This window comes from Rhizobium sp. RHZ01, assembly GCF_014851595.1.
GTDB lineage: Bacteria > Pseudomonadota > Alphaproteobacteria > Rhizobiales > Rhizobiaceae > Rhizobium > Rhizobium altiplani.
In genome coordinates this window covers 129,349-154,286 of record NZ_JACUZZ010000015.1, presented here as the reverse complement: position 1 = coordinate 154,286, position 24,938 = coordinate 129,349, and the positions used below count along the sequence as shown (strand labels likewise).

Annotated in this window: 21 protein-coding genes and 2 pseudogenes; 17 read left to right on the top strand and 6 right to left on the bottom strand. The window is 59.4% G+C overall.

Going from position 1 to position 24,938, the window contains the following annotated elements; genetic code table 11:
* Positions 1–116 (top strand): annotated as a pseudogene (locus tag IB248_RS17190) (IS110 family transposase); the annotation flags it as partial.
* Between the two features lie 60 nt (positions 117–176).
* Here IB248_RS17190 and IB248_RS17185 read toward each other — a convergent pair.
* Positions 177–461: a hypothetical protein gene (locus IB248_RS17185; protein WP_192241328.1), complete on the bottom strand. Its 285-nt coding sequence runs from the start codon at positions 459–461 to the stop codon at positions 177–179.
* A 554-nt stretch (positions 462–1,015) separates the two neighbouring features.
* Here IB248_RS17185 and IB248_RS17180 point away from each other — a divergent pair.
* Positions 1,016–1,132 (top strand): annotated as a pseudogene (locus IB248_RS17180) (transposase); the annotation flags it as partial.
* Between the two features lie 222 nt (positions 1,133–1,354).
* On the opposite strand, the gene IB248_RS17175 reads toward IB248_RS17180, so the two are convergent.
* Complete coding sequence (locus IB248_RS17175) at positions 1,355–2,650, bottom strand: pitrilysin family protein (RefSeq protein ID WP_192241327.1); 1,296 nt, start codon at positions 2,648–2,650, stop codon at positions 1,355–1,357.
* Between the two features lie 712 nt (positions 2,651–3,362).
* On the opposite strand from IB248_RS17175, the gene IB248_RS17170 reads away from it, so the two are divergent.
* From IB248_RS17170 to IB248_RS17145, 6 genes are all read left to right on the top strand, one after another.
* Positions 3,363–4,121, top strand: a complete 759-nt coding sequence (locus IB248_RS17170; protein ID WP_246779258.1) for a response regulator — start codon at positions 3,363–3,365, stop codon at positions 4,119–4,121.
* A gap of 62 nt (positions 4,122–4,183) precedes the next feature.
* Positions 4,184–5,317 carry a c-type cytochrome biogenesis protein CcmI gene (gene ccmI / locus IB248_RS17165; protein ID WP_192241326.1) on the top strand — a complete coding sequence of 378 codons (1,134 nt, stop codon included), beginning with the start codon at positions 4,184–4,186 and terminating at the stop codon, positions 5,315–5,317.
* Positions 5,314–5,766, top strand: coding sequence for a cytochrome c maturation protein CcmE (ccmE, locus tag IB248_RS17160; RefSeq protein WP_192241325.1), 453 nt, complete (start codon positions 5,314–5,316; stop codon positions 5,764–5,766). Before ccmI ends, ccmE begins: the two co-directional genes overlap by 4 nt.
* Complete coding sequence (locus IB248_RS17155; RefSeq protein ID WP_192241324.1) at positions 5,763–7,751, top strand: heme lyase CcmF/NrfE family subunit; 1,989 nt, start codon at positions 5,763–5,765, stop codon at positions 7,749–7,751. Before ccmE ends, IB248_RS17155 begins: the two co-directional genes overlap by 4 nt.
* On the top strand, positions 7,748–8,212 hold the full coding sequence (locus IB248_RS17150; RefSeq protein WP_192241323.1) for a cytochrome c-type biogenesis protein: 465 nt from the start codon (positions 7,748–7,750) through the stop codon (positions 8,210–8,212). Before IB248_RS17155 ends, IB248_RS17150 begins: the two co-directional genes overlap by 4 nt.
* Before the next feature lie 73 nt (positions 8,213–8,285).
* Entirely contained in the window at positions 8,286–8,981 is a 696-nt protein-coding gene (locus IB248_RS17145) for a CBS domain-containing protein (protein ID WP_192241322.1), read from the top strand.
* Positions 8,982–9,285: 304 nt separating this feature from the next.
* On the opposite strand, the gene IB248_RS17140 is transcribed toward IB248_RS17145, so the two are convergent.
* Genes IB248_RS17140 through IB248_RS17130 form a run of 3 tightly spaced genes read right to left on the bottom strand, consistent with a single transcriptional unit; the run spans position 9,286 to position 10,769 of the window.
* Positions 9,286–9,846: a DsbE family thiol:disulfide interchange protein gene (locus IB248_RS17140; protein ID WP_192241321.1), complete on the bottom strand. Its 561-nt coding sequence runs from the start codon at positions 9,844–9,846 to the stop codon at positions 9,286–9,288.
* A gap of 1 nt (position 9,847) precedes the next feature.
* Positions 9,848–10,003, bottom strand: coding sequence for a heme exporter protein CcmD (locus IB248_RS17135; protein WP_192241320.1), 156 nt, complete (start codon positions 10,001–10,003; stop codon positions 9,848–9,850).
* Between the two features lies 1 nt (position 10,004).
* A complete protein-coding gene (locus IB248_RS17130; protein WP_192241319.1) occupies positions 10,005–10,769 on the bottom strand; it encodes a heme ABC transporter permease in 765 nt (254 codons plus the stop codon).
* 272 nt (positions 10,770–11,041) lie between these two features.
* Here IB248_RS17130 and hemA point away from each other — a divergent pair, with 272 nt between their 5' ends.
* The 5 genes from hemA to IB248_RS17105 all read left to right on the top strand — a co-directional run bounded on the left by hemA (position 11,042) and on the right by IB248_RS17105 (position 17,881).
* The gene (hemA, locus tag IB248_RS17125) at positions 11,042–12,256 is read left to right on the top strand and encodes a 5-aminolevulinate synthase (protein ID WP_192241318.1); all 1,215 of its coding nucleotides are present in this window, start codon (positions 11,042–11,044) and stop codon (positions 12,254–12,256) included.
* A 358-nt stretch (positions 12,257–12,614) separates the two neighbouring features.
* Complete coding sequence (locus IB248_RS17120) at positions 12,615–14,465, top strand: ABC transporter transmembrane domain-containing protein (RefSeq protein ID WP_246779262.1); 1,851 nt, start codon at positions 12,615–12,617, stop codon at positions 14,463–14,465.
* Between the two features lie 247 nt (positions 14,466–14,712).
* Entirely contained in the window at positions 14,713–15,777 is a 1,065-nt protein-coding gene (locus IB248_RS17115; RefSeq protein ID WP_348648605.1) for an SAM-dependent methyltransferase, read from the top strand.
* 247 nt (positions 15,778–16,024) lie between these two features.
* Positions 16,025–16,771, top strand: coding sequence for a phosphoglycerate mutase family protein (locus tag IB248_RS17110; protein WP_192241317.1), 747 nt, complete (start codon positions 16,025–16,027; stop codon positions 16,769–16,771).
* A 396-nt stretch (positions 16,772–17,167) separates the two neighbouring features.
* Complete coding sequence (locus tag IB248_RS17105) at positions 17,168–17,881, top strand: DUF899 family protein (protein ID WP_192241316.1); 714 nt, start codon at positions 17,168–17,170, stop codon at positions 17,879–17,881.
* 25 nt (positions 17,882–17,906) lie between these two features.
* Here the strand turns inward: IB248_RS17105 and IB248_RS17100 are convergent, their stop codons facing one another.
* Complete coding sequence (locus IB248_RS17100; protein WP_025661259.1) at positions 17,907–18,797, bottom strand: AraC family transcriptional regulator; 891 nt, start codon at positions 18,795–18,797, stop codon at positions 17,907–17,909.
* 203 nt (positions 18,798–19,000) lie between these two features.
* Between IB248_RS17100 and IB248_RS17095 the strand changes: the two genes are divergently transcribed.
* The 4 genes from IB248_RS17095 (at position 19,001) to IB248_RS17080 (ending at position 24,932) form a co-directional block, all read left to right on the top strand.
* The gene (locus IB248_RS17095) at positions 19,001–20,467 is read left to right on the top strand and encodes an alpha-glucosidase/alpha-galactosidase (RefSeq protein ID WP_169683406.1); all 1,467 of its coding nucleotides are present in this window, start codon (positions 19,001–19,003) and stop codon (positions 20,465–20,467) included.
* Positions 20,468–20,589: 122 nt separating this feature from the next.
* Positions 20,590–22,677, top strand: a complete 2,088-nt coding sequence (locus IB248_RS17090; RefSeq protein WP_192241315.1) for an ABC transporter substrate-binding protein — start codon at positions 20,590–20,592, stop codon at positions 22,675–22,677.
* Positions 22,678–22,789: 112 nt separating this feature from the next.
* Positions 22,790–23,797: an ABC transporter permease gene (locus IB248_RS17085; RefSeq protein WP_018858448.1), complete on the top strand. Its 1,008-nt coding sequence runs from the start codon at positions 22,790–22,792 to the stop codon at positions 23,795–23,797.
* 1 nt (position 23,798) lies between these two features.
* Positions 23,799–24,932 (top strand): ABC transporter permease, encoded by a 1,134-nt coding sequence (locus IB248_RS17080; RefSeq protein ID WP_018858447.1) that lies wholly within the window; start codon positions 23,799–23,801, stop codon positions 24,930–24,932.
* The last annotated feature ends 6 nt before the right edge of the window (positions 24,933–24,938 follow it).

The window sequence follows — 24,938 nt, the reverse complement described above, 5'->3', positions numbered from 1 at the left end:
GACTGAAAGCGAAAGGAAAGCCCGGAAAGGTCGCTCTCGTCGCGGTCATGCGAAGGATGATCATAATCCTCAATGCCAAAATGAGAGACTATCGAGCAACGGTGATTGACGCCTAACACCGTTGCTTTTTGTTTGGCGATCATCATCCGTACACAGAACGCGATCCGGTTTCGATCCTAGGCGTCGAAGAGCGACGACGGCAACTCAACAGTTATTCGGCTCGGTCCCGCCAGGCGGATTGCCACGGCTTCTCGTAGGAGAGCAAAGCGAAGCTCCAATGCGGTGATTTCCGGTGACGTTGGCAGCTTGGTCAGCTCAGTTGCGAAAAGATCGAACTCCCTTCCGAGCGAGGTTTTATCAAAAGGTGTGTTCACTTGCTCTCGACCGATGTTTGCTTGAAGACTCAACAGCCATGGACTTACAGCGAGCGCTGCGAATACGCTTAGCCTGCGAGTGGTCATGCTTAATATCCAATTAACAATCTCGCGGGCGGCGCAGAAAATTGGGCCGGTTCCGGAAGCTCCGAGGGGTTTACACGCGAGGGGGCGTGTCGGAGCATCCCGGTGTCCGGTGGGTTTGGACGGCACAAGTTATGTGGGACAGGGCGGCTTGGATAGTGGACAAAGGTCCTGAAGCCATCAGACCCGAGTCCGATCTGTTTCGGACTAAGGTCTGATATTGTGGACTTGAACGCTCTTGTTCAATGCTTCCTTTCCAGTCAGTCGCAAGCTCCGGCCGTGGTTGTGAAACGAAATTTAGCAGCCAAAGCGCTGCGTCTTCATCGGTATTGCGAATTCAACTGACTATCTTATTGATCCGACGGGGAAAGGGGCGAATCTTCCGGTCGAGGTTACGGCAATCGACCTTCACGGTTTTTCGCATCGAACTCCAGTTCGCGACCCTCGGAACCGGGCTGGTGCTGACGCATGCGGATTTCGTCGTGATGTAAGCAACGATCGACACCGTTGATTGACCGCTGTTGCGCAAGCCACCCTGGGCTTTATTCGAAAATCCGTTGGCGACGGCATTGAAGCGATCAGACGGATCGAAGGGCGGACGTCCGCCGTTTCCGGCGGTGCTGATGTTCAAGATCCGGGTCTTGCAGGCGCTCTACAACCTCTCGGACGACCGGGCCGCGTTGCGCCCCAGCGGCGGCGACGCCGCTCCTGACGGTTGCGAGCTCCGTCATCAGCCGATCGAACAATGACGTATTGCTTGTCCGTCGTCCCGTACCCTTCGATGCTCCCGGCCTGATCCCAAAGGACGAATTCGGCCAGCACTTCCTGCTTACCCGCAAGGCACGCGACATCAATCCGGCCGACCTGTGGTCGCCAACCGTCACCCCATATCCAATTTACCGATCGGAGGACGTGCTCCCGAGCACCGATCTGATTGCGGTCAGCATTACCTTTTCGTAGTCAATGGGTTCTGGTTGACCGACAACAGCGATTGTGGGTTTCGCCATATCGATCAGTGTCGATGCGGCGTCCCTCACATCTCGCGTCGTGACGCATCGGATTCGATTGATCTCATCTTCCGGGGATACGATCGTGCCAAATGTCAGCATAGCCGTGCCGACCATGCGGGCCGCGTCAAACGGTGTTTCCCAGGCGCGGACGAGGTTGACGAGGCATTTGTTTCTTCCACGATGTACGGCCTCGTCATTGTCCGCCGCTGCCATCTTCGAAAGTTCAATGCCCATCAGCCGGAGGGCATCTTCAACATGAGTTGCCGATGTCGCCGCATACATGCCGAATAAACCGAAATCGGAACCGTGTTCTGACCACGCTCCGACCTCGTACCCCAGACCATGGTCCCGCCGGATTGATCTGAACAAGGGGGACGACATTCCCGTTCCCAATGCCTCCGCAAGGACTTGAACCGCGTAGCGCTGACCGTCACCTGCCCATGCCGTTGGGAATGCGCAGGCTACGATAGACTGACTTAACTCCGATCGGGTCTGCAAAAAAAGTCCGCCTGAGTAGGCCGCCTTGGGTGCTTCTTTGCGCGTTCGGCTGGAGACCTGCATAGGATCCAGAAACCGGTTGGCCAGCACAACCAAATCATGGTGGGATATGCCGCCAGCCGCCATCAATATCATGTTTTCAGGCTGATAGTTCTCGACGACGAAGTCCATCAGATCTGCTCGGCTTAGCCGTGCCACTGTCTCTGGGGTGCCCAGAACTGATTTTCCGAGGCTCTGATCGGGATAGGCCCTCTGCGCCAACCCCGCCAGCGCGCTGACCGCGGGATCATCCTGGGCTTGCAGAATTTCTTGTAGAATGATCTGTCTCTCGACATCCATATCTTCAGGGTCGAGTCGAGGGGATATCACTACCTCTGTCAGGATCGCGACCGCTTCAGGAAGCATTTCCTTCAGCCCCTCAACATAATAGAGCGTGTAGTCCTTGCCCGTAACTGCGTTGATTGTCGCCCCGAGGCTTTCAATCCGCTGTGTAATCTCATCGGACGGGTGGTGCCGTGTGCCCTTGAATGCCATGTGTTCGAGAAAATGGGCGGTTCCATGAGCGGCTCGATCCACCCTGGAACCAGCCCGGATCATAATTGCGACCACGGCGCTTTCAAAATCCCTGAACGCGATCGAGACAACTTGAAGGCCGTTTGCGAGGCAGGAGTGGTCAATATTCATGGCAACTCCAAATTCTATCGCTCAGTCATATCTTCTGTAGGATTTTTTGACGTCCCTGGGCACTACCGATATCTGGCCATTATTGACTTCGATCAGCGTTGCATCGCGATTCATCAGTGCTGGCCTATGCGCAATCACAATGCGGGCGATGGTCATCTCCGACAAAATATCCGCTATGGCTTCTTCTGCTCGTTCATCCAGATTTGCCGTAAATAGTGTCTTCAGGATTTTCGGTTTTCATATCCGTAGAACTACCAATGAGAGTATCGTTGACGTTCTCCTGTAGATGGATCGCATGCTGCGGCAATCAGAAGCGCCACGGTATCCAGGGGAGACGGCTTCGTCACGCGTCGCATCAGCAGAAGCCGGCGCTATCTCGGCCGGCGATATCCAGGCTCGGACATCGCGCTTCATCGTCGAGAAGCCGTCAGCTATGAGAGCAGTTCCAGTGGCGGCCATACTTGCTTGAGTGCCGGAAGAGGCGGCCGCTCCCCGCCCATTCGACATCCAGGGGACTTTTGGTTGCGGTTCCCGGGGCCGCTGTTGCGAGAGAGCTCCATCTACGCAACTCATCCAGTTCGACCCTTTTCCGGGCTATTTGATTTCGATGAAGCGTGTAGCCCGATGTTTTGCGGACAGAAAAGCGCAACCGGCATTAACTGTCTGCGAACCGGTGGCATTGTCCCTCATCCTACGTTATCTGGATGCAAGGATGATAGCAGGGCACAAGGCACAGATGGACGCTGACCGTATTCTGGTCGTCGACGATGACGCGCGCATAAGACAGATGCTAGTTCGCTATTTTGAGGACAACGGATTCCGAGTGACGGCCGTCGGTAACGGCACAGCCATGCGCTCCGAATTGGCAAGGGAATCCTACGCGGCGATATTCCTCGACCTCGTACTGCCGAACGGAGAGAACGGTCTCGAACTGCTGCGTGAGCTTCGTGGCACCTCTGATGTGCCGGTCCTGATGCTGACCGGGCAGGACGATGTCACCGACAAGGTGGTTGGCCTTGAGGTCGGCGCCGACGATTACATCGCCAAGCCCTTCCATCTCAGGGAGCTTCTTGCGAGGCTTAGGACCGTGCTGAGAAGGCGCACCTCCTCGGGCCTGCCTTCCAAGTCCGGCGCCCTCGACGAGGAAAGCCTGGAGTTCGAAGGCTGGAGGCTCGACATCTCGCGAAGGCGGCTCACCTCTCCTTTGGGCGCCGACGTGTCCCTGACCACCGGCGAGTTCGACATGTTGCTCGTGTTTGTCCGCAACCGTGGTCGTGTGCTGTCGCGCGACAAGCTCATGGACCTGACCCGAAACCGGAATCTCGAGGCCTTCGACCGCGCGATCGACGCCCAGATCGTCCGGCTTCGCAAGAAGATCGAGACAGATCCCAAGAGCCCGGAGCTCATACAATCCGTACGCGGCGTGGGTTATGTGTTTACGGGGCGGCCAAGCTACTCTTCCAGTATTTGATCTTCGTCAATGTGCGCCTTGCGGGTTTGGCTATTTTCCGGCCAGCAACGGCGTCAGGAAAAATGACTATCTGGATCCTCTTCGCGGTGATGACGACCGCAACAACAGCCATACTGCTGCATCCACTTTCTTCGGGGCGCGCTCGGCCGATACAAGCAAGGGGAGCCGACGACCTCTACCGAAAGCAGCTTCTGGAACTCGAAAACGAGCTTGCATCCGGAGACATTCTGCCAACTGAATACGAGTTGGCCCGGGCAGAGACAGCGCGGCGCCTTTTCAAGGAGAGCGAAGCGGCGGAACGCCGTTTATCGGTAAAACGGCCCGGTTACTGGCTCCGTCCTGTCGTCGTCGCATTTCTTCCCTTGCTGAGTGTCGGACTGTACGTCTCCCTTGGATCACCTGATATGCCCTCACGCCCCCTGCAAGCAAGGCTGGCAGATCCGGGACAGGATTTTGCAATTCTTGTAAGGAAGACCGAAGACCATCTTTCTCGCAGCCCGAATGACGGCCGCGGATGGGACGTTATAGCACCTGTCTATCTCCGAATGGGCCGTGCCGCCGATTCGGAGCGAGCTTACCGGAACGCGCTTCGTCTCCTCGGACCTCAGGTTTCGAGGCTCGAGGGACTGGCGGCGGCGTTGATAACGCAGTCTGGCGGGGCGGTTACCGAGGACCTTCATGTGGTCCTCTTGCAGATACTGGCTATTGAACCTGACAATCCACGCGCAAAATTCTATCTGGCACTCGGCCAGGAGCAGGCTGGCAGTCAGGCTGAAGCAAGGAGTGCTTTCGAGGCCATAGCCAGGAGTTCTCCGGCAGATGCCCCCTGGCTGCCGCTCGTCAACGAGCACATTGCCAAGAACGGAGGCCCTATTGCCGCCACAGGGAGAGAGGGGTCGGACCGACCAAAAGGCGAACGCGGCCTTTCGACCACACAGAGCCCTGATGCGGCAGAGCCGCAGTACAAGATAAAGGCGATGGTCGAAAGCCTTGATAGCAGGCTTCGGGCTGAGCCCAACAATTTCGACGGCTTCATGCGGCTTGTGCGTTCTTATGCCGTATTGAACGAAAAGGCGCACGCGGTCGACGCGTTGCAGCGTGGACTCGCGGTCTTCCCTGCGACGGGCGAGCAAGGCAAGCAACTGTTGGCGCTGGCGCGAGAGCTCGACATTGCGACAGAAGGAATGACGGAATGACGCGCAAGCAGAAGCGCCTGGCGGTGATCGGTGGCGGCATGAGCTTCATCATTGCGGCGGTGCTGCTCGTCATGTTCGCCTTCAGCCAGTCGGTGGCCTATTTCTATATGCCTGCGGATATCGCCAAGAACCCGGTGCCGCCTGGAACGCGCATACGTCTCGGTGGCCTGGTGGGCGAGGGCAGCATCGTGCGCGGGGGGGGATCGACAGTGCAGTTTGCGGTGACCGATGCGACCGGCGATCTGGTCAGGGTACGATATACCGGCATTCTTCCCGACCTCTTTCGCGAGGGCCAGGGCGTGGTGACCGAAGGCCGGTTCGAAGGGGCGAGCCATGAATTCGTCGCCGATACGGTACTCGCCAAGCACGACGAGAAATACATGCCGAAGGAAGTTGCCGACAAGTTGAAAGAGCAGGGGCTGTGGCAACACGCGGGAGAACCGCAATGATCATCGAGATCGGCCACTATGCCCTGATCCTGGCGCTGGCGACGGCGCTCGTGGTTTCCATCGTGCCGGTGATCGGTGCAAGGCGCCTCGACCGTGCGATGATGGATCTGGCCTCTGTAGGGTCCCTGGCGATGTTCGCGCTGGTGGCGTTCTCCTTCGGAGTTCTGACCTACGCCCACGTCGTCTCCGACTTCTCGGTCGCCAACGTCTGGGAGAACTCCCATTCGCTTGTGCCGCTGCTGTTCAAGTTGTCAGGCGTCTGGGGCAATCACGAGGGCTCGATGATGCTCTGGCTGCTGATCCTGGTGCTGTTCAGCGCCCTGGTCGCGGTCTTCGGACGGAATTTGCCCGATACGCTGCGGGCAAACGTGCTCGCCGTGCAGGCCTGGATATCGGTCGCCTTCATCCTGTTCATCCTGCTGACCTCCAATCCCTTCATGCGGCTGGATCCGGCCCCGGCCGAGGGGAAGGACCTCAACCCGGTGCTGCAGGACGTCGGTCTGGCGATCCACCCGCCGCTGCTCTATCTCGGCTATGTCGGCTTCTCCGTCTGCTTCTCCTTTGCCGTGGCTGCCCTTCTCGAAGGCCGCATCGATGCCGCCTGGGCGCGCTGGGTGCGGCCCTGGACGCTGGCCGCCTGGACGTTCCTGACGCTTGGCATCGCCATGGGCTCCTACTGGGCCTATTACGAGCTCGGCTGGGGCGGCTGGTGGTTCTGGGATCCGGTCGAGAATGCCTCCTTCATGCCCTGGCTTGCCGGGACCGCGCTGCTGCATTCGGCGCTCGTCATGGAAAAGCGCGAGGCGCTGAAGATCTGGACGGTGCTGCTTGCCATCCTGACCTTCTCGCTGTCGCTGATGGGCACGTTCCTCGTGCGCTCGGGGGTCTTGACCTCGGTGCACGCCTTTGCCAGCGATCCGACCCGCGGCGTCTTCGTCCTGTTCATTCTGCTGATCTTCATCGGCGGGTCGCTGTCGCTCTTTGCCTTCCGCGCGCCGCAGCTCTCGGCCGGCGGCTTGTTTGCGCCGATCTCGCGCGAAGGGGCGCTTGTCCTCAACAACCTGATCCTCACCGTCGCCTGCGGCACGGTGCTGACAGGCACGCTCTATCCGCTGCTTTTGGAGACGCTGACCGGCGACAAGATCTCGGTCGGGCCGCCCTTCTTCAACATGACCTTCGGCCTGCTGATGGCGCCGCTGCTGGTCATCGTTCCCTTTGGCCCGCTGCTTGCCTGGAAGCGCGGCGATCTGCTCGCTGTTCTGCAGCGGCTCTATCTGGTCGCGATCCTGGCGTTTGTTGTTGCGGTGGTCTTCTTCTATGTCCAGCACGGCGGTCCCGTGCTTGCCGTGCTCGGGCTGGCTGCGGCGCTGTTCCTGATCTTCGGCGCGATCGCCGATCTGTGGTATCGCGCCGGCGTCGGCAAGGTCGCTGCCTCCGTCGCCTGGAGACGCCTTGCCGGCCTGCCGCGCTCGGCCTTCGGCACGGCGCTCGCGCATGCCGGGCTTGGCGTTGCCGTCCTCGGCATCGTCGCGGTGACCACCTTCGAAACCGAGCATGTCATCGAGATGAAGCCCGGCCAGACGGTCGAAGCCGGCGGCTACGCCGTGCGGTTCGACGGCATGAAGCCGGCGACCGGACCGAACTACAGCGAAGAGCGCGGTCACTTCACCATCGGCCGCGGCGGCGTCGAGGTTGCCGATGTCTGGTCGTCCAAGCGGATCTACACGGCGCGGCAGATGCCGACGACGGAAGCCGGCATCGTGACGTTCGGGCTGAGCCAGCTCTATGTGTCGCTCGGCGATCCGACGAACGACGGGGGCATGGTCGTACGCATCTGGTGGAAGCCCTTCATTCTCTGCATCTGGGGTGGCGCGGTGATCATGGCGATCGGCGGCTTCGTGTCGCTGAGCGACCGGCGCCTGCGTGTCGGGGCGCCGAACCGCAGGGCAAAGCCGCTGCGTCCTGCCATGGAGCCGGCCGAATGATGAGGCGTCTGCTCCTGGTGATAGCGATAGTTCTGTCGGCCGCGCCGGCCTTTGCCGTCAATCCGGACGAGGTTCTTGCCGATCCGGCGCTCGAGGCGCGCGCCCGGGCGATCTCCGCCGAACTGCGCTGCATGGTCTGCCAGAACCAGTCGATCGACGATTCCAATGCGGAACTTGCCAAGGACCTGCGCCTGCTGGTGCGCGAGCGGCTGACCGATGGCGATACGAACGAGCAGGTGATGAACTACATCGTCTCGCGCTACGGCGAGTTCGTGCTGTTGAAGCCGCGCTTCGAAACGAAGACGATCCTTCTGTGGGGCGCGCCGCTCCTGCTCGCCGTCGCAGGCGGGCTGTCGCTGATCGTCTTCGCACGGCGTCGCGTGGAGGTGCCGACCGGCAGTCGCCTCAGCGAGGAGGAAGAGAAAAAACTCGACCGACTTATGCATGGCGATGGTCTTTGACTGAGATCAATGTCGAACTGCTTTGCTCATTCTACCGTCGTGCCAGCAGCATTCCGGAAGAGCGAGGCATGAGATGCAGGCCAAGGACATAATGACCACCAACGTGGTTTCAATCAGCCCAGCGGCTAGTGTGCGGCATGCAGTCGCGGTCATGCTTCAAGACAACATCAGCGGCCTTCCGGTCGTCAGCGACGAGGGACGCGTTTGTGGTATGCTGACGGAAGGCGATCTTCTCCTCCGGCGGGAAATCCGGGTTTCGCTGCGGTCATCTCGCGTGTCCGAAGTCACCTCGGAACTTGACCTTGAGCGCTACATTCGCACTCATGGCTGGTCCGTGGCAGATGTCATGTCTCCCGACGTCATTGTCGCATTGCCGGACAGCGAGGTGTCAGACATCGCCGACAGCCTGCAGGCCCACCGAATAAAGCGGTTACCCATCGTCGAGAACGGGCGACTTGTCGGGATCGTGAGCCGGCGCGACATTCTGGCAATCATTCTCGACGCGCCGCCGACCACGCTTCCTCGGGAGGATGAGAGTATTCGTCTGGCGGTACGTACGCGTCTGAGGTCCGACCTCGGTTTGACGCCGCAAAGGGTGCAAGTTTCTGTCAAGAACGGCGAAGTGACCCTGGACGGCCACCTGGAATCGGATCTGAAGCGAAAAGCAGTGCGCACGCTTGTCGAAAGCTTGGGAATCGGCGGCTATCGCGACCGACTGCATGTCATCACGCCCGACAGTGCAGACCGCTCCGACATTGCCTCGGGCTAACATCGATCTTCAGTAGCAACCAGTCGGTTTGTTTCGCAAACATGATCTTGAGGAGCGGTCGCGAATGGCACCTCTACTGGAGCCGTTGGGACGAGGAGGCTTGTTCGCTTCGCGCCCCGAAATCGAACAAGCCTCTGTCAAGTTCCCAGCATTGACACGGGCATCGCCCGACCCGCGACAGCAATATAGGACAGCACCGGAACGAAATCTTTGACCGATGTCAAAGATGGCAAGTTCCGATTGGCGCTCGGGTGGCGGCCACAGATCGGACATCGGCCAGGCGAGTCGCAAGTCAAGATGAACGTCACCCGTCCGCGAGGGCCTGGTCCAAGAACGGGCGAATATCTTTGGCAAGCGCAGCTGCGTCGAGTGGACCAACGTGCTTGGCCACGATGCGTCCATCCCGGTTGATGACGAATGTCTCCGGAACACCATAAACGCCCCAGTCGATCGAAGCCCTGCCTCTTGCATCGATCCCGATTGCGGCGAAAGGATTCCCGTTCTCGCGTAGAAATGGCAACGCCTTTTCGGGAGCGTCCTTGTAGTTGATCGCAACGACGGTGATGCGGGTGTCTTTGGCGAGTTCCATCAGGACCGGGTGCTCCTGACGGCATGGAATGCACCATGAGGCGAAGATGTTGACGACGGTCACCCGCCCCCGGATGCCGGCGTCCGCCAGTCCTGGCGTTGATGAACCGGCGAGCGGCGGAAGATCCACATGTGGATGTGGTTGGCCGATAAGGGAGGAGGGGAGTGTAGAAGGAGTGTATCCGTCGGCCGATTCCCGGTACAGCACGTTGCCCACAGCACTTGCGATTCCGAGGAATGCGACGAGCGGGATTGCCGCTACGAGGTAACTCCGCATCCTAGCGTTCTTCGCGATTTGACCGGCGACGCACGACCGCGAGCGCCTCGACCTGTCGGCGGTAGCTTCGGCTGGTAATCCAAACCTTCGCCGCCATCGCAAACATCACCGAGAAGGCCAGCGCGTAAGCGGCGAAAACATACTCCTGATGCGTCATCTCAACTATCCCTTTGTGACGCGGCCCTTGCTGCGAGCCTGTAATGAGAGATCAACTTTCTTCGCCAGATCTCGTTTCGTATCGATGCGACGTAAAGCGTTGCAAAGAGCGTGGTGAAAGCGAGGCCCATGATCAGCAGCGGTCGCAGAAATTCGATGTCGAGAGCGGGCCCGTCAAATCTCAGGACACTTGCGGGCTGGTGGAGTGTGTTCCACCACTCGACCGAGAATTTGATGATCGGAATGTTCACGAACCCGACGATGATGAGAACCGCGGAGACGCGGGCTGCCCGCGTCGGCTCGTCAACGGCGCGATTGATCGCCAGTATACCAAGGTACATGATGAACAGCACGAACATGGACGTCAGCCGAGCGTCCCAGACCCACCAGGTCCCCCACATCGGCTTACCCCAGATCGCGCCAGTGACAAGGGACACGAAAGTGAACGCGGCGCCGAGAGGCGCTGCCACGCGGGCTGAAACGTCTGCCAAAGGGTGTCGCCAGACCAGCGATCCAACGGCGTTGAGCGTCATGACCGTGTAGCACAGCATCGCCATCCACGCCGAAGGAACGTGAACGTACATTATTCTGACAGTCGCGCCTTGCTGGTAATCCACATCGGAACTGAAGGCGAGGTAAAGGCCAATCAGAAAGAACAGCATCGTCAGTGCCGATAGAACGGGGATTGCCCGATCTGACATTTCGACGAACCGGGTGGGCTGCGCGAGGCCTTTGACGTATTTTGCGACGTTTGAATATGAACTCATGCCAGGAGCCATAGCGCCTGATTGCGCCTCGATAATTGATCCTGGTCAAACATCTCGAAGCGACCCGGAGTGATCGAAAATATTTGAAGACTCCTTCAGCGCCCCGATTGCACGAAGCCTGGCCGGCAGCAAAAAAGGCGCGACAGCATGGTACGTTTCAAATGTTGCCGTGCTTCCTCACGGAGCCTGCGAGATGTTCAGCAACTTGACGGAGATCAAATACGGGGCTCGGGAGCCGGTGTATCGCTGCTTGCAGAATCAAGGAGCATGACATGGATTTCGAGGCGTTTTTCAAAAGCGAGCTGGATGGCCTTCACAGCGAAGGTCGCTATCGCGTTTTTGCTGATCTTGAGCGTCACCGCGGCAGCTTTCCGCGCGCCACGCGACACACGGCGGACGGCCCGAAGGAAGTCACGGTCTGGTGCTCCAACGACTATCTCGGCATGGGCCAGAACCCGAAGGTGATCGAGGCGATGAAGAATGCCATCGATCACTGTGGCGCGGGTGCGGGAGGCACCCGGAATATCTCTGGCACCACCCACTATCACGTTCTGCTCGAGCACGAACTGGCCGACCTGCATGGCAAGGAAGCGGCGCTGATCTTCACCTCCGGCTATGTCTCCAACTGGGCAGCGCTCGGCACGCTCGGCGCCAAGATCCCCGGCCTGATCATCTTCTCCGACGCCTTGAACCATGCCTCGATGATTGAAGGCATTCGCTACGCCAAGTGCGACAAGGTGATCTGGAAGCACAACGACATCCATGATCTCGAAGCCAAGCTGGCCGCTGCCGATCCGAAGGCGCCGAAGCTGATCGCCTTCGAATCGGTCTATTCGATGGACGGCGACATCGCCCCGATCAAGGAGATCTGTGACCTCGCCGACAAGTACGGCGCGATGACCTATCTCGACGAAGTCCATGCCGTCGGCATGTACGGTCCGCGCGGCGGCGGCATTGCCGAACGCGAAGGCCTGATGGATCGCCTGACGGTCATCGAAGGCACGCTCGGCAAGGCCTTCGGCGTCATGGGCGGCTACATCGCCGCCTCGACGGCGCTCTGCGACTTCATCCGCTCGTTTGCCTCTGGTTTCATCTTCACGACGGCGCTGCCGCCGGCGCTGGCGGCCGGTGCGGTTGCCTCGATCCAGCATCTGAAGGTCAGCCCGTTCGAGCGTGCGCGCCATCAGGATCGGGTCCGCAAGCTGAGGGCGCTGCTTGATCAGCAGGGTATCCCGCACATGCCGAACCCGAGCCACATCGTGCCTGTCATGGTTGGCGATGCCGCCAAGTGCAAGTGGATCTCCGACCTGCTGCTCGACAATTGCGGTGTCTACGTGCAGCCGATCAACTACCCGACGGTGCCGAAGAAGACCGAGCGGCTGCGCATCACTCCGACGCCGCTGCATAGCGACGCCGACATCGAACATCTCGTCGAGGCGCTGCATTCGCTCTGGGCGCGCTGCGCGCTCGCGCGGCACGTGGCCTAGCCAGCGCTATTCGGAGGGCAATTGCGAGCGATAGTGCTCGTCATTGCCCGTGGATGGTCAAGGATTTCGCTCGTTCGAAATGAGCCATACGCCACGGAAACCAGGACGCAACCCGCGACGAACAAGGCTCTGCCAGGGCGACGATGCTTGGAGAAAGTATTGGCGACTGTTCCCGGCCGTGTCGACCGCCTCCTGCCAACCTGAAGAAGGTGTCAGTCGCCGGCGGGCGAGGAAACCACAGCCGTTCGGCAGCCCCGGCATGGCCAAAAGGCTCGCCAATAATTGATCGCGATCAAAGACGCGTTGGTCCTTCCGGTGGACAAGACCTTATCGAATTCCTCAGGAGAAGACGGCCTTGATGATAGCTCAACACGACCGGCAAGCTGCCATCGCGCAGAATGATCAAGCAGATGGAAAGGAAGGTCCGGCGCCGTCGAGGCGGCAGGCCTTGGCGCACCTGCGGCGGCTTGTTCCTCTTCTTGGAAGCCACCGACGATTGACAAGCTGCGCGACGCTTGCCCTCACCGCCGCAGCCTTGATTTCGCTTGCGCTACCGATGGCCGTTCGGCGCATGATTGACAACGGCTTCGGGCAGGGCGATGGCGAATTCATAAACCGCTACTTCCTGATGGCAATGGCTCTGGCCGTGGCGTTGGCAATTGCCAGCGCTCTTCGATACTATTTCGTGACGGCACTGGGAGAACGCCTGGTTGCCGATCTCCGGAAGAAGGTCTTTGGCCACGTCCTGTCACTTCCCGCCCAGTTTTTCGATTCGAACCACTCCGGCGAAATTGCCTCGCGTCTCACCGGTGACACTGCCCAGATCAAGACGGCGGTCAGTCTGACAGCTTCGGTGGCGTTGAGAAACTCAATCCTGTGCGCGGGCGCCCTCGGCATGATGTTCGTGACAAGCCCTGGCCTGTCATCGATCGCCCTCGCGGTGATTCCCTTGATCCTCGCACCGCTTATTGTCTTCGGCCGCTCAGTCAGGAAAAAGTCCCGAGCGGCCCAGGACTCGCTTGCGAGCGCCTCCGCCTATGCCAGCGAAATCATCGCGGCAAACCGGACGGTGCAGTCCTTCAACGCCGAAGATGCTGCCCGTCAACGGTATGTCTGCGACGTCGAAATGTCCTACGGCAAATCCATTGCGGCGGCACGCTCGCGCGCTTGCCTGACAGGCTTTGCCATCGCACTCATATTCGGCAGCGTGGTCGGCGTCCTCTGGCTTGGGGCGCACAGGGTCCTCGCCGGCACGCTCTCGCCAGGAAGTCTCAGTCAGTTTCTGATCTACTCGGTGATTGCAGCCGGCTCCTTGGGCTCTCTATCGGAAGTCTGGGGTGAGCTGGCGCAGGCAGCAGGAGCCGCCGGTCGGCTTTTCGAGCTGCTGAATGAACAAACCTATGATCGCGAGCCTGAGGCAAGCATGCCGCTTCGCAGCCCCGTCCGCGGTGGCATCGAGGTATCCGATCTGCATTTCTCCTATCCCAACACCCCCCAGAAAGAAATCCTCGCCGGACTTTCCATGACGGTCTCTCCGGGAGAGACGGTCGCTCTCGTCGGGCCATCGGGTGCCGGAAAGAGCACGGTCTTTTCGCTTCTGCTCGGATTCTATGACGGCAGCGCCGGACGCCTTTCCATCGATGGACGAGACGTGCGCTCCATCGCCCCGCGAGATCTCCGCAAGGAGATTTCGATCGTGCCACAAGAGGTGACGATTTTCGCGACCACCATTTTCGAAAACATCGCGTTCGGAAGACCCGAAGCAACGCGGGACGAGGTCGTCGCAGCGGCGATCAAGGCCCAGGCGCATGGTTTCATAACTGGCCTTGAGAATGGATACGACACTGTCGTTGGCGAAAGGGGTCTGACCCTTTCTGGAGGACAGCGGCAGCGGTTGGCGATTGCCCGCGCTATACTGAAGGACGCCCCTGTCCTCCTGCTCGACGAGGCAACCGCGTCGCTTGACGCCGAGAACGAGCAGCTCGTACAGGAGGGCTTGGAACAGCTCATGGACAATCGATCGACCATCGTGATCGCTCACAGACTTGCGACCGTTCTCAAGGCCGACAGGATCCTTGTGGTCGACGCGGGCCGGATCGTCGAGCAAGGAACGCACGCCTCTCTAATGCGCAACGGCGGCCTCTACAAACGGCTGGCCGAACTCCAGTTCAAGGGGCCCGCCACCGACTCCGAGCTGGACGCAGCGTGAGGCGCCATTCAAACCGCACACCGGTCGATGCAGCTATGCGAGCCAGTTCGCCTGCGGGCGAGGGTGGGATGACGAACCAAATCTTGTGACCGGGCGCAGGGAAGTGGTGCGCAGAGGTCGTGGTGACGCGCAAGACGTGGGATGAAGGCGTTTCTGTGTTGGCAAAGCCTTCAGCCCCTGTTTGGGATTGGCTCGCCAATTTAGGGTCGGTTTGTTAAGCTGCCGCTAAGCCAAGCGAGGCTCGGACATGCCAAACGATCCACCGCGATCTCATCTGGCGGCAATGAAAGGAGACGGCTTCTACAACCGTCATTCCTCAATGCAGGCCACTGGCATTTCAGCACTCCTTTCATTGTGGGAAACGGCGTGCCGGACAATCGCCGCGGGCGAAGGTCCCTTCACCATCGTCGATTATGGTTCCTCACAAGGCCGCAATTCGATGACCCCCATGCGCGTGGCCATTAAGGCGTTGAGGCTCCGGTCGGGACCGTCCGTGCCAATCGAAGTCGTCCACACTGACCTTCCCACGAATGATTTTTCGGCTCTGTTCGAAGCGCTTTCTTCCAGCCCTGACAGCTACATGAATGAAGCTTCTGATGTTTTTCCCTCTGCGATCGGCAGGTCGTATTTCGAGCCATTGTTCCCACGTCAACGCGTGGATCTCGGATGGTCGACGTGGTCATTACAGTGGATGAGTACCGGAATGATCGAAGCGCCTGATCACATTCTCGCGGGAATGAGTGCCACGCCTGAAGTGATTTCTGCGGTAAAGCGACAACAGGCGAAAGATTGGGAGCGCTTCCTGGTCCTACGGTCACGGGAAACGCGCCCTGGCGGGAAACTCGTGGCGGGCTTTACGGCTCGCACAGCCGACATCACGGGTTGGGAATGGCTCCTTGGCGAACTCTGGTCGGCATTGTGTGACATGAGGACGGATGGCTGGCTTTCGGAACGAGAGCAGACCCGCATCACAATACCGATCGGCATACGGACCTTGGATGAGATCAGGAAACCGTTCTTGAAAGTCGAAAATTTCGCCGATCTAGAACTCGAGCATCTCGATCTCGTCAGGCTTGCTGATCCTTGTTGGGAGCAATTCGAAAGGACCGGCGATGTGTTGGCGTTCGCCAAGCGTCACACGGCAATGATGCAAGCCTGGTGCGAGCCGACAATCGCGAGCTTGATCGAGCCATCTCGCAATCCGGCCGCATTTGTCGCTGAACTGTTCAACCGGTTTGAGCGTAGACTGGTTGAAGGTCCCCGGCCTCACGAACCCTACATGGCCGCCGTGGTGTTATCCAAACGAGCCTAGCCAGAGAATTGGCGCGCGGCGGAAATTTGACATTCTCGATGATCCTTATGCCGACAAATCTCTTTGTGCCAATACGGGGATGTTCCATCCGGGCAGCCCTCTTGCGAGAGGCTCTGGAGGTCTTATCCGTCCCGTCTTCCCCGAGAGCCGGCCCTGGTGGCGCAGATGAGCTTGCTGCGTCTTCTACATTGCAGCCAGCCGGCTCTCACTTCATGATAAGCGCATCGGATATCGAAAGCGGCGGCTAATGCATATCTTCCTCGTTCGACACGGCGAATCGCTAGGCAATATCAATGAACAAGCCTACCGTCAGTTCGGCGACCATAATGTTCCGTTGACGCAGTGGGGGTATCGGCAAGCACTGGCGGCCGGGCGAGCGATCGCAGCCTATCTTGCCGAATTGCCGCGCGGACAGATACGACAACTTGACGTCTGGTATTCTCCCTATATGCGGACGCGGCAAAGCAAGGACGCCTTGCTGGAGGCGCTGCCTCCCGGATTGGTCGGGAGCGTTCGTGAGGACTACCTGTTGCGCGAGCAGGATTTCGGTCTCTTCACCGAAATCTATGACCACGCGGAGCGAAGACAGAAATTTCCTGATGAGTTCGCGAAATGGGCGAGATTGCGGAGCAACAGCGGGAAGTTCTACGCAAGGCCACCGGATGGCGAGAGCCGTGCGGATGTGGCCCAGCGGCTTCGTCTATTCCTTCAAACCGTGACGAATGACGTGCGCGATGGCAACAACGACCTGATCGTCGTTGGCCATGGTGTCACCAACAGGGCGTTCGAAATGAACTTTCTCCACCACGCCGTCGATTGGTTCGAGCGCTCCGACAATCCGGGAAATTCCGACGTGACTTTAATCGCCGGGACACACGCGCGCGGCTTCAGATCAACCCTGTTGCACAAGGCCGAAGACCGCCGAACCGGAGAAGAAGCGTTGCGCGATGCCTATGGATCCGAACTGACGCTCACGCCGAAAGCTACGTCATAGCTCAGCGCCGCAAACCCGCCGCTATCGCATGAGCCAGAAAAGTGCGACTGCTTCGAGCCAGGGCGTGAAGGGCCTCCATTGGAGGGAGGGTTCGAAGCACCGGTTGCCACGATGCCTCGAAGCCTCCCTCGTCCTTCCAGGAGATGAAGGACAAGAAGGACATAGGTCGCAAATCGGAGCGGGGAAGGGGGCCAAAGCCTGAGACAAGCGAATATGGTCCATCTGCAAGGCGCATAGTAGGATAGCAAAATCAAGCACCTGGCAAAATGAACTCTTGCCGGATCATCAAAAAGTCAGAACGTGTTGTCGATTTTTGCCGTCCCCAAACGTTCCTTGTTGGACGGCGGTTTCGAAATCCGCCCAGTCGTCCTTTCAATATCAGGAGGAGTTGATGTGATGGATGCGAACAATCTTGTTTCCGCGCGGGAGCTGGCCAGAAGAAACGGCCTCAGCTTTCCGAACGAAAGCCCCGAGTATCGGCAGGCCCGCGATGAATTGCTCGCCGAGGAAATCGAGTTGCGCCGACATATCGAACGCGTTGCAGAGCAGCGCCGCGCGCTGCCGCCAGGCGGTCAGGTCCGGAAGGACTACCGCTTCCAGGGACCCGATGGCGAGGTTACCTTGAGAGACCTGTTCGGGGATAAATCCACATTGGTGATTTACAGCTACATGTATGGGCCGCAACGCGAACGACCATGCCCGATGTGCACGTCCATGCTGTCGGCGCTCGACGGAGAAATCCCCGATATTTGCCAGCAGGTCGCCTTTGCCGTCGTCGCACGCTCGCCGATTGAACGTTTAGTGGCCTTCAAGAAGGAGCGCGGCTGGCATCACTTGCCACTCTACTCCGACACGACAGACGAATTCAGTCGCGACTATTACGCCATTGGTCCTGATGGCGGCGATGACGCTGCCTATAACGTCTTCACGGTCAAGGATGGCGTCATCCATCACTTCTGGAACCCGGAAATGGGTCCCGCAACTGCCGATCCCGGCCAGGATCCGCGCGGCGCGCCAGATTTCATGCCGCTGTGGACCGTGCTCGACACAACGCCGGAAGGGCGGCCGCCGAGCTGGTATCCGAGCCTTACCTATAGCAGTGGGCCGTAGGGCAGGGCCGCCTGTAAGGCGGGCGTCAGCCTTGCCTGCCGACGCTCGCATACATGCCCGTGGTCCGAAACTCGGTCGGGTTCGTGCCATAGATGCGTCGAAAGACCTTGGAAAAATAGTTCGCGTCCTCGAAGCCTGAGCGGATTGCGACCTCCTTGACGGGCATGTTCGCGGTCTTGGTCAACAGTTTGACGGCCCGCTTCAGTCGTTTCTGCAGGACGAACTCGGCCGGCGGCAGGCCCTCGTTGGCTGCGAACATTCGCGAGAAATGTGCCCTGCTGAGGCCTGCGACCCGCGCAAGATCCTCGACCGGCAGAGGACGCTCCAAATTCGCCATGATGTAGTCGATGACATGCTGCATCGTCCGGTATTCTTCACTGAAAACAGGATGCGAACCGAAGACATCGTCATACAGCGCCATGGCCGCCTCATAGGCGATTGCCGAAGCCAGGCCCGGCGTCTCCGCGCCATTGATCAGCCGGAGACTGCAATCTGCCAGATGCTCGATCGTTTGCGGTTGCAGTTTCAGGATCGGTCCGGTCACCGCGAGGATCGAGCGGTGGATGCGCAGCGCCTCCTCGCCATTCATCGAAATCCAGAAAAACTCCCAGCGGTCCCCATCTTCAAGCCAATAGCGGTGATTGTGCGGGACGAGCACGAGCAGTGTCTCGCCTTCTTTCACCCGAAGCTGGCGATTCTCGTAACGCAGGTTGCCCGCGCCTTTGATCGTATGCTGCAGGACGGTGAACGGTGTTTGGCCGCGCTTTCTGCCATCCCAGTCGTAGGTCGCATTCTCCCGGATCTCGTAGCCTGTGCTGGTCGGCATTGTGTGCAGGCTCTGGCGGCCGCGCGGCAGCGACACGGTCCTCATGACCGGCCCGTTGTCAATCAATTTTTGCAGCACAAAATTACCCATGAAAGCATAATCCTTCTCTGGCGGCCCCGCCGAATATGCGCATAATCCGCCCCCAAGAGAGAGAACACCGCCTGCACCGAGGAGCGGCAGGGAGGAGAATAAGCCGGATTTCTGGCCTTTTTTGGCTTCGGGCGCAAGTCCGGGTCCATTTCTTCTTCTCATCGTTCAGCGCCGGCAAATTTGATCGCATTGAGGCAAGGATCATGAGTTTCAAAATCGCTATCATCGGCGCAGGCAGCGTCGGCTTCACAAAAAAACTGTTCACCGACATCCTCTGTGTGCCGGAATTCCAGGACGTCGAGTTCGCGCTTACCGACATGAGCGAACATAATCTGCAGATGATCAAGCAGATCCTCGACACGATCGTTTCGTCCAACAAGCTGCCAACCAGGGTTACGGCGACGACGAACCGCCGCGAGGCACTGACGGGTGCGCGCTATATCATCAGCTGCGTGCGCGTCGGCGGCCTGGAAGCCTATGCCGATGACATCCGCATTCCGCTGAAGTACGGCATCGACCAGTGCGTCGGCGATACGATCTGCGCCGGCGGCATTCTCTACGGCCAGCGCAATATTCCTGTCATTCTGGATTTCTGCAAAGACATCCGTGAAGTCGCAGAGCCGGGTGCAAAGTTCCTGAACTACGCAAACCCGATGGCAATGAATACCTGGGCCGCCATTGAATACGGCAAGGTCGATACGGTCGGTCTCTGCCATGGGGTCCAGCATGGCGCCGAACAGATCGCTGAGGTGCTCGGCGCGAAATCGCCTTCCGAACTCGACTACATCTGCTCTGGCATCAACCACCAGACCTGGTTTGTCGATCTCAAACTCAACGGTCGCAAGATCGGCAAGGACGAGCTGGTTGCCGCCTTCGAAGCCCATCCCGTCTTCTCGCAGCAGGAAAAGCTGCGCATCGACGTGCTGAAGCGGTTCGGGGTCTACTCCACGGAAAGCAACGGCCATCTGTCCGAGTATCTTCCCTGGTACCGCAAGCGCCCCGACGAGATCACCAAGTGGATCGACATGTCCGACTGGATCCATGGCGAAACCGGCGGTTATCTTCGTCACTCCACCGAGACCCGCAACTGGTTCGAAACCGAATTCCCGCAATTCCTGGAGTCGGCATCGAAACCGATCGATCGGGCCAAGCGTTCGAACGAGCATGCGAGCCATATTCTTGAAGCCCTCGAAACCGGACGTGTCTACCGCGGCCACTTCAACCTCAAGAACAATGGGATCATCACCAACCTGCCAGCCGATGCGATTATCGAGTCCCCCGGCTTCGTCGACCGCTTCGGCATCAACATGGTTTCCGGTATCACGATCCCCGAAGCATGTGCAGCCACCTGCATGGCGTCGATCAACGTTCAACGCATGTCGGTTCATGCGGCCGTCAGCGGCGATATCGACCTTTTGAAGCTCGCCGTTCTGCACGATCCGCTGGTCGGTGCCGTCGCGACGCCGGAGGAGGTCTGGCAGATGGTCGACGAGATGGTTGTCGCCCAGGCGAGCTGGTTGCCGCAATATGCGGATGCAATCCCGGCTGCCAAGGAACGTCTGGCGAAATCGACTGTCAAGACCCGCGACTGGGCAGGTGCCGCCCGCCGCAATGTCCGTTCCATCGACGAGCTGCGTGCCGAAAAGGCTGCACTCAAGCAGGCCGTCTAAAGCTTCCGGACACGGGTGGCGATGGGGCTCCGGGAGGGAACTCATCGCCGAAGGCCCGTCGCCGGATCGTTTGAGGAGAAGCGGGGCTGCCACAAGCACCCCGAAAAACAAAGGGAGAGACGATGAGTAATATCCGCAACCTTGGCATTCTTGCCGGACTGGCGCTGAGCGTCTCGGTCTCGGCATTGAACGCCTATGCTTCCGAGCCGACGACACCGCCTGTTCCGCCGCAGTTTCCGGCGGAAGGCAAGATCAAATACGTATCGAGAGACTCCATCGAGGAATTCAAGGCTCTTCCGGCGTATCATGAGCCGGACTGGGTCACGAAGAACTTCGTCGACAGCGGCAAGCTGCCGCCCGTCAAGGATCGACTGCCCAAGGAACCTCTCGTCTTCAAGACCGACAACATGGTCGACGGCATCGGCGTTTATGGCGACACGATGCGCCATGTCATCGGCGGCCGGCCGGAAGGCTGGAACTATGGCGCCGGCCAGACACAGGGTTGGGGCGGCATCGATATCGGCCTGTCGGAGTGCCTGACGCGCACCGCGCCGCTCTTCCAGGTCGAAGCAAAGGATACCGAGCCGCTTCCCAACCTCGCCAAGAGCTGGGACTGGTCGCCGGATGGCCACAAGCTGACCATGCATCTGGTTGAAGGTGCCAAGTGGTCGGATGGCGCGCCGTTCAACGCCGACGACATCATGTTCTACTGGGACGACGAAGTCATCGATCCGAACGTTTCGCCGCTTGGAGGCGGCGCATCGCCTGAGGCCTTCGGCGAGGGAACGACGCTCAAGAAGATCGACGATTATACCGTCGAATGGACCTTCAAGGATGCTTTCCCGAAACAGTATCTCTACACGATGGCCTATCCGAGCTTCTGCCCGGGCCCGTCGCATATCCTGAAGCCGCAGCATCCGAAGTATTCGAAGAACACTTACGACCAGTTCAAGAATGCCTTCCCGCCGGAATTCATGAACATGCCGGTCATGGGTGCCTGGGTGCCGGTCGAATACCGTCCCGACGACATTATCGTCATGCGCCGCAACCCCTACTACTGGAAGGTCGACGAAAAGGGCAACCAGCTGCCCTATCTCAACGAGTTGCACTACAAGCTGTCCACCTGGGCTGATCGCGACGTGCAGGCCGTTGCCGGTTCCGGCGACTTCTCCAATCTTGAGCAGCCCGAAAATTTCGTGGCTTCGCTGAAGCGCGCAGCCGAAAAGACGGCACCGGCACGTTTGGCCTTCGGCCCACGTCTTATCGGCTACAACATGCGCATGAACCTCTCCGCAAACGGATGGGGCGACCCTGATGCCCGCGGCCAGGCCATCCGTGAACTCAACCGGAACGAAGACTTCCGCAAGGCAGTCACCATGGGTCTCGACCGCAAGGCAATCGGCGACTCGCTGGTCAAGGGTCCATTCACGGCGATCTATCCCGGCGGCCTCTCATCGGGCACGAGCTTCTATGATCGCAAGTCCGTGGTCTATTATCCGTTCGACCTCAAGGGCGCGAAGGAACTGCTCGCCAAGGTCGGCCTGAAAGACACCGATGGCGATGGCTTCCTGAACTTCCCGGCGGGAACGGAAGGCGGCAAGAACATCGAAATCGTGCTTCTGGTCAACAATGGCTACGCCACGGACAAGAGCCTTGCCGAGGGTGTCATCGGCCAGATGGAAAAGCTCGGCCTGAAGGTCATTCTCAATGCGTTGGATGGCCCGAAGCGTGACGACGCCCATTACGCCGGCCGTTTCGACTGGTTGATCCAGCGCAGCTCGCCCGAGCTTGCCTCGGTCGTCCAGAACACCGAGCAGCTGGCGCCTGTCGGTCCGCGGACGAGCTGGCAACATCGTGCCGGCAAGGACGGCAAGGTTGACCTGATGCCTTACGAACAGAAGATGGTCGATATCATCACGAAGTTCCAGAGCAGTCAGGACAACAACGAGAAGGTCGAGCTGATGAAGCAGTACCAGAAGGTTGCGACCGAGAATGTCGATACGGTTGGCCTCACGGAATATCCGGGCGCCCTGATCGTCAACAAGCGCTTCTCGAACGTCCCTGCGGGTACCCCGATCTTCATGTTCAACTGGGCCGAGGATTCCGTCATCCGCGAGCGTCTGTGGGTGGCCGCCGACAAGCAGGGCAAATACGAGCTGTTCCCCGAACAGCTGCCTGGCAAGCCTGGCGACAAAGGTCCGAACAACTAAGAACTCCCCTCCCAACGAGGACTCCGGTCGCGCGTGAAGCGCGGCCGGGCAATATCAACAAGCCAGCCGCACCGACAGGCGCGACCGGCGGCAAGGAGAAGCGAACCGTCCGATGTTACGATTCCTGCTCGTGCGCATAGCCTCTGCGATTCCCGTCCTCATCATTTTGAGCATCGTGACATTCGCGATCATCCAGGCTCCGCCCGGTGACTATGCCGACTACATCCGTTCGCAGCTGATCAATCAGAGTGGTGCCTCATTCGCGCAGGCGGATGAACAGGCCCAGGCATACCGGATCGCCCACGGCCTCGACCAACCGATGGTCATCCAGTACGTCAACTGGATCAAGGGCATCATTACCCGCGGCGATTTCGGCTACAGCATGTTCTACAACAAGCCTGTTGCCGATGTCGTGGCCGAACGCCTGCCGCGCACGCTGGCGCTGGCACTGGTCTGCCACATCTTCGCATCCGTGCTCGGCATTGGCTTCGGCATCTGGGCCGCAACCCGCCAGTATAGCTGGATCGACAGCCTTCTTTCCGGCATCTCCTTCCTTGGCATGACGGTGCCGCGCTTCCTGATGGCGCTGATCATCGTCTACCTCCTGGTCTTCCAGTTCAACGTCTCGGAAATCGGCAGCTTCTTCTCGCCGCAATTTGGCGGGGCGCCGTGGTCCTGGGCAAAGTTCGTCGATCTCGTCAGCCATGTCTGGCCGGTCGTCGCCATCGCCACCTTCGGCGGGCTCGCCTACAACATGCGTGTCATGCGCGGCAATCTGCTCGATACGCTGAACGCGCAATATGTTGAAACGGCTCGCGCCAAGGGCCTCTCCGGCAGTGCTGTTGTCATGCGCCACGCGGTGCCGAACGCGCTGCATCCGCTCGTTATGTATCAGGGCGTCGTGCTTCCCTACATGCTGACCGGCGAGATCGAGACCGCGATCATCTTCTCGCTGCCAACCGTCGGACCGGCGATCGTCGGCTCCATGGCAATCGGCGACGTCTATGTCACGGCCACCTTCATGATGGTGCTTTCCGCCACGCTGATCGTCGGCAACATCATCGCCGACATGCTGCTTGCCATGCTGGACCCGCGCGTCCGCCAGTACGGAGGAGCCTGACATGCTCGCCTTCGATTCAGCTCCTCCGCCACCGCACGAGGAAATCACCAAGCACCCGCATAACGGCAATGAAAGCTATCTTTCGCTCGTCTGGCGCCGGCTGCGGCGTTCCTGGACAGGCATGATGGGCCTGATCCTCGTCGGTCTGCTGCTCTTCATGGCAATTTTTGCGGATTTCTTCGCGCCGATGGATCCAAAGGCGACCGATGTTGGCTTCGCCCCGCCTCAGCTTGTCAGCCTGCGCGACAAGGACGGCAACTTCGCCTTTCCGCCGCGCGTCTATGCGCTCGGCGAATCCGAGGAACTCGATCCGGTCACGTTCCAGCCAATCGTCGGGCCGGACTATAACAACCCACGCTATCTCGGCTTCTTCGTGAGAGGCGCTGAATACAGGCTCCTCGGCCTCATTCCTGCCGACCGCCACTTCTTCGGATCGGTCGATGGTCAACCGGTCCATTTCCTCGGAACCGACAAGTTTGGTCGTGACATCCTCTCGCGTGCCATTATCGGCTCACGCATCTCGCTGATGATCGCGCTGACCGTGGTCTTCATCGTCACCATTGTCGGAACAACCGTTGGCATGGTGTCGGGCTATTTCGGCGGAACCTTCGATGCATGGGTGCAGCGCTTCGTGGAAATCGTCCTGGCCTTCCCGCAGTTGCCGCTTTATCTGGCCCTGACGTCGCTGATCCCGGTCACCGCACCAACCAATGTGTTCCTGGCATTTGTCATTGTCGTCATGTCGGCACTCGGTTGGGCGCAAATGTCGCGCGAAGTTCGCGGGAAGACGCTGGCACTCGCCCGTATAGACTATGTGCGCGCCGCCATGGCGGTTGGCGCCACTGACCGGCGCATCATCTTCCAGCACATCTTCCCGAACGTGATGAGCCACGTGATCGTTGCTGTCACCCTGCATATCCCGAGCGTCGTGCTGCTGGAATCGTTCCTCGGCTTCCTCGGCTTCGCCGTAAAGCCACCGCTGATTTCCTGGGGCCTGATGCTGCAGGATACCGCAAATTATTCCGTGATCGGGACCTACCCCTGGATCCTGGCGCCTGTCGGCTTCGTGCTGGTCACCGTCTTCGCCTTCAATGCACTGGGCGACGGTCTGCGCGACGCGGTCGATCCTTATTGAGGTGAT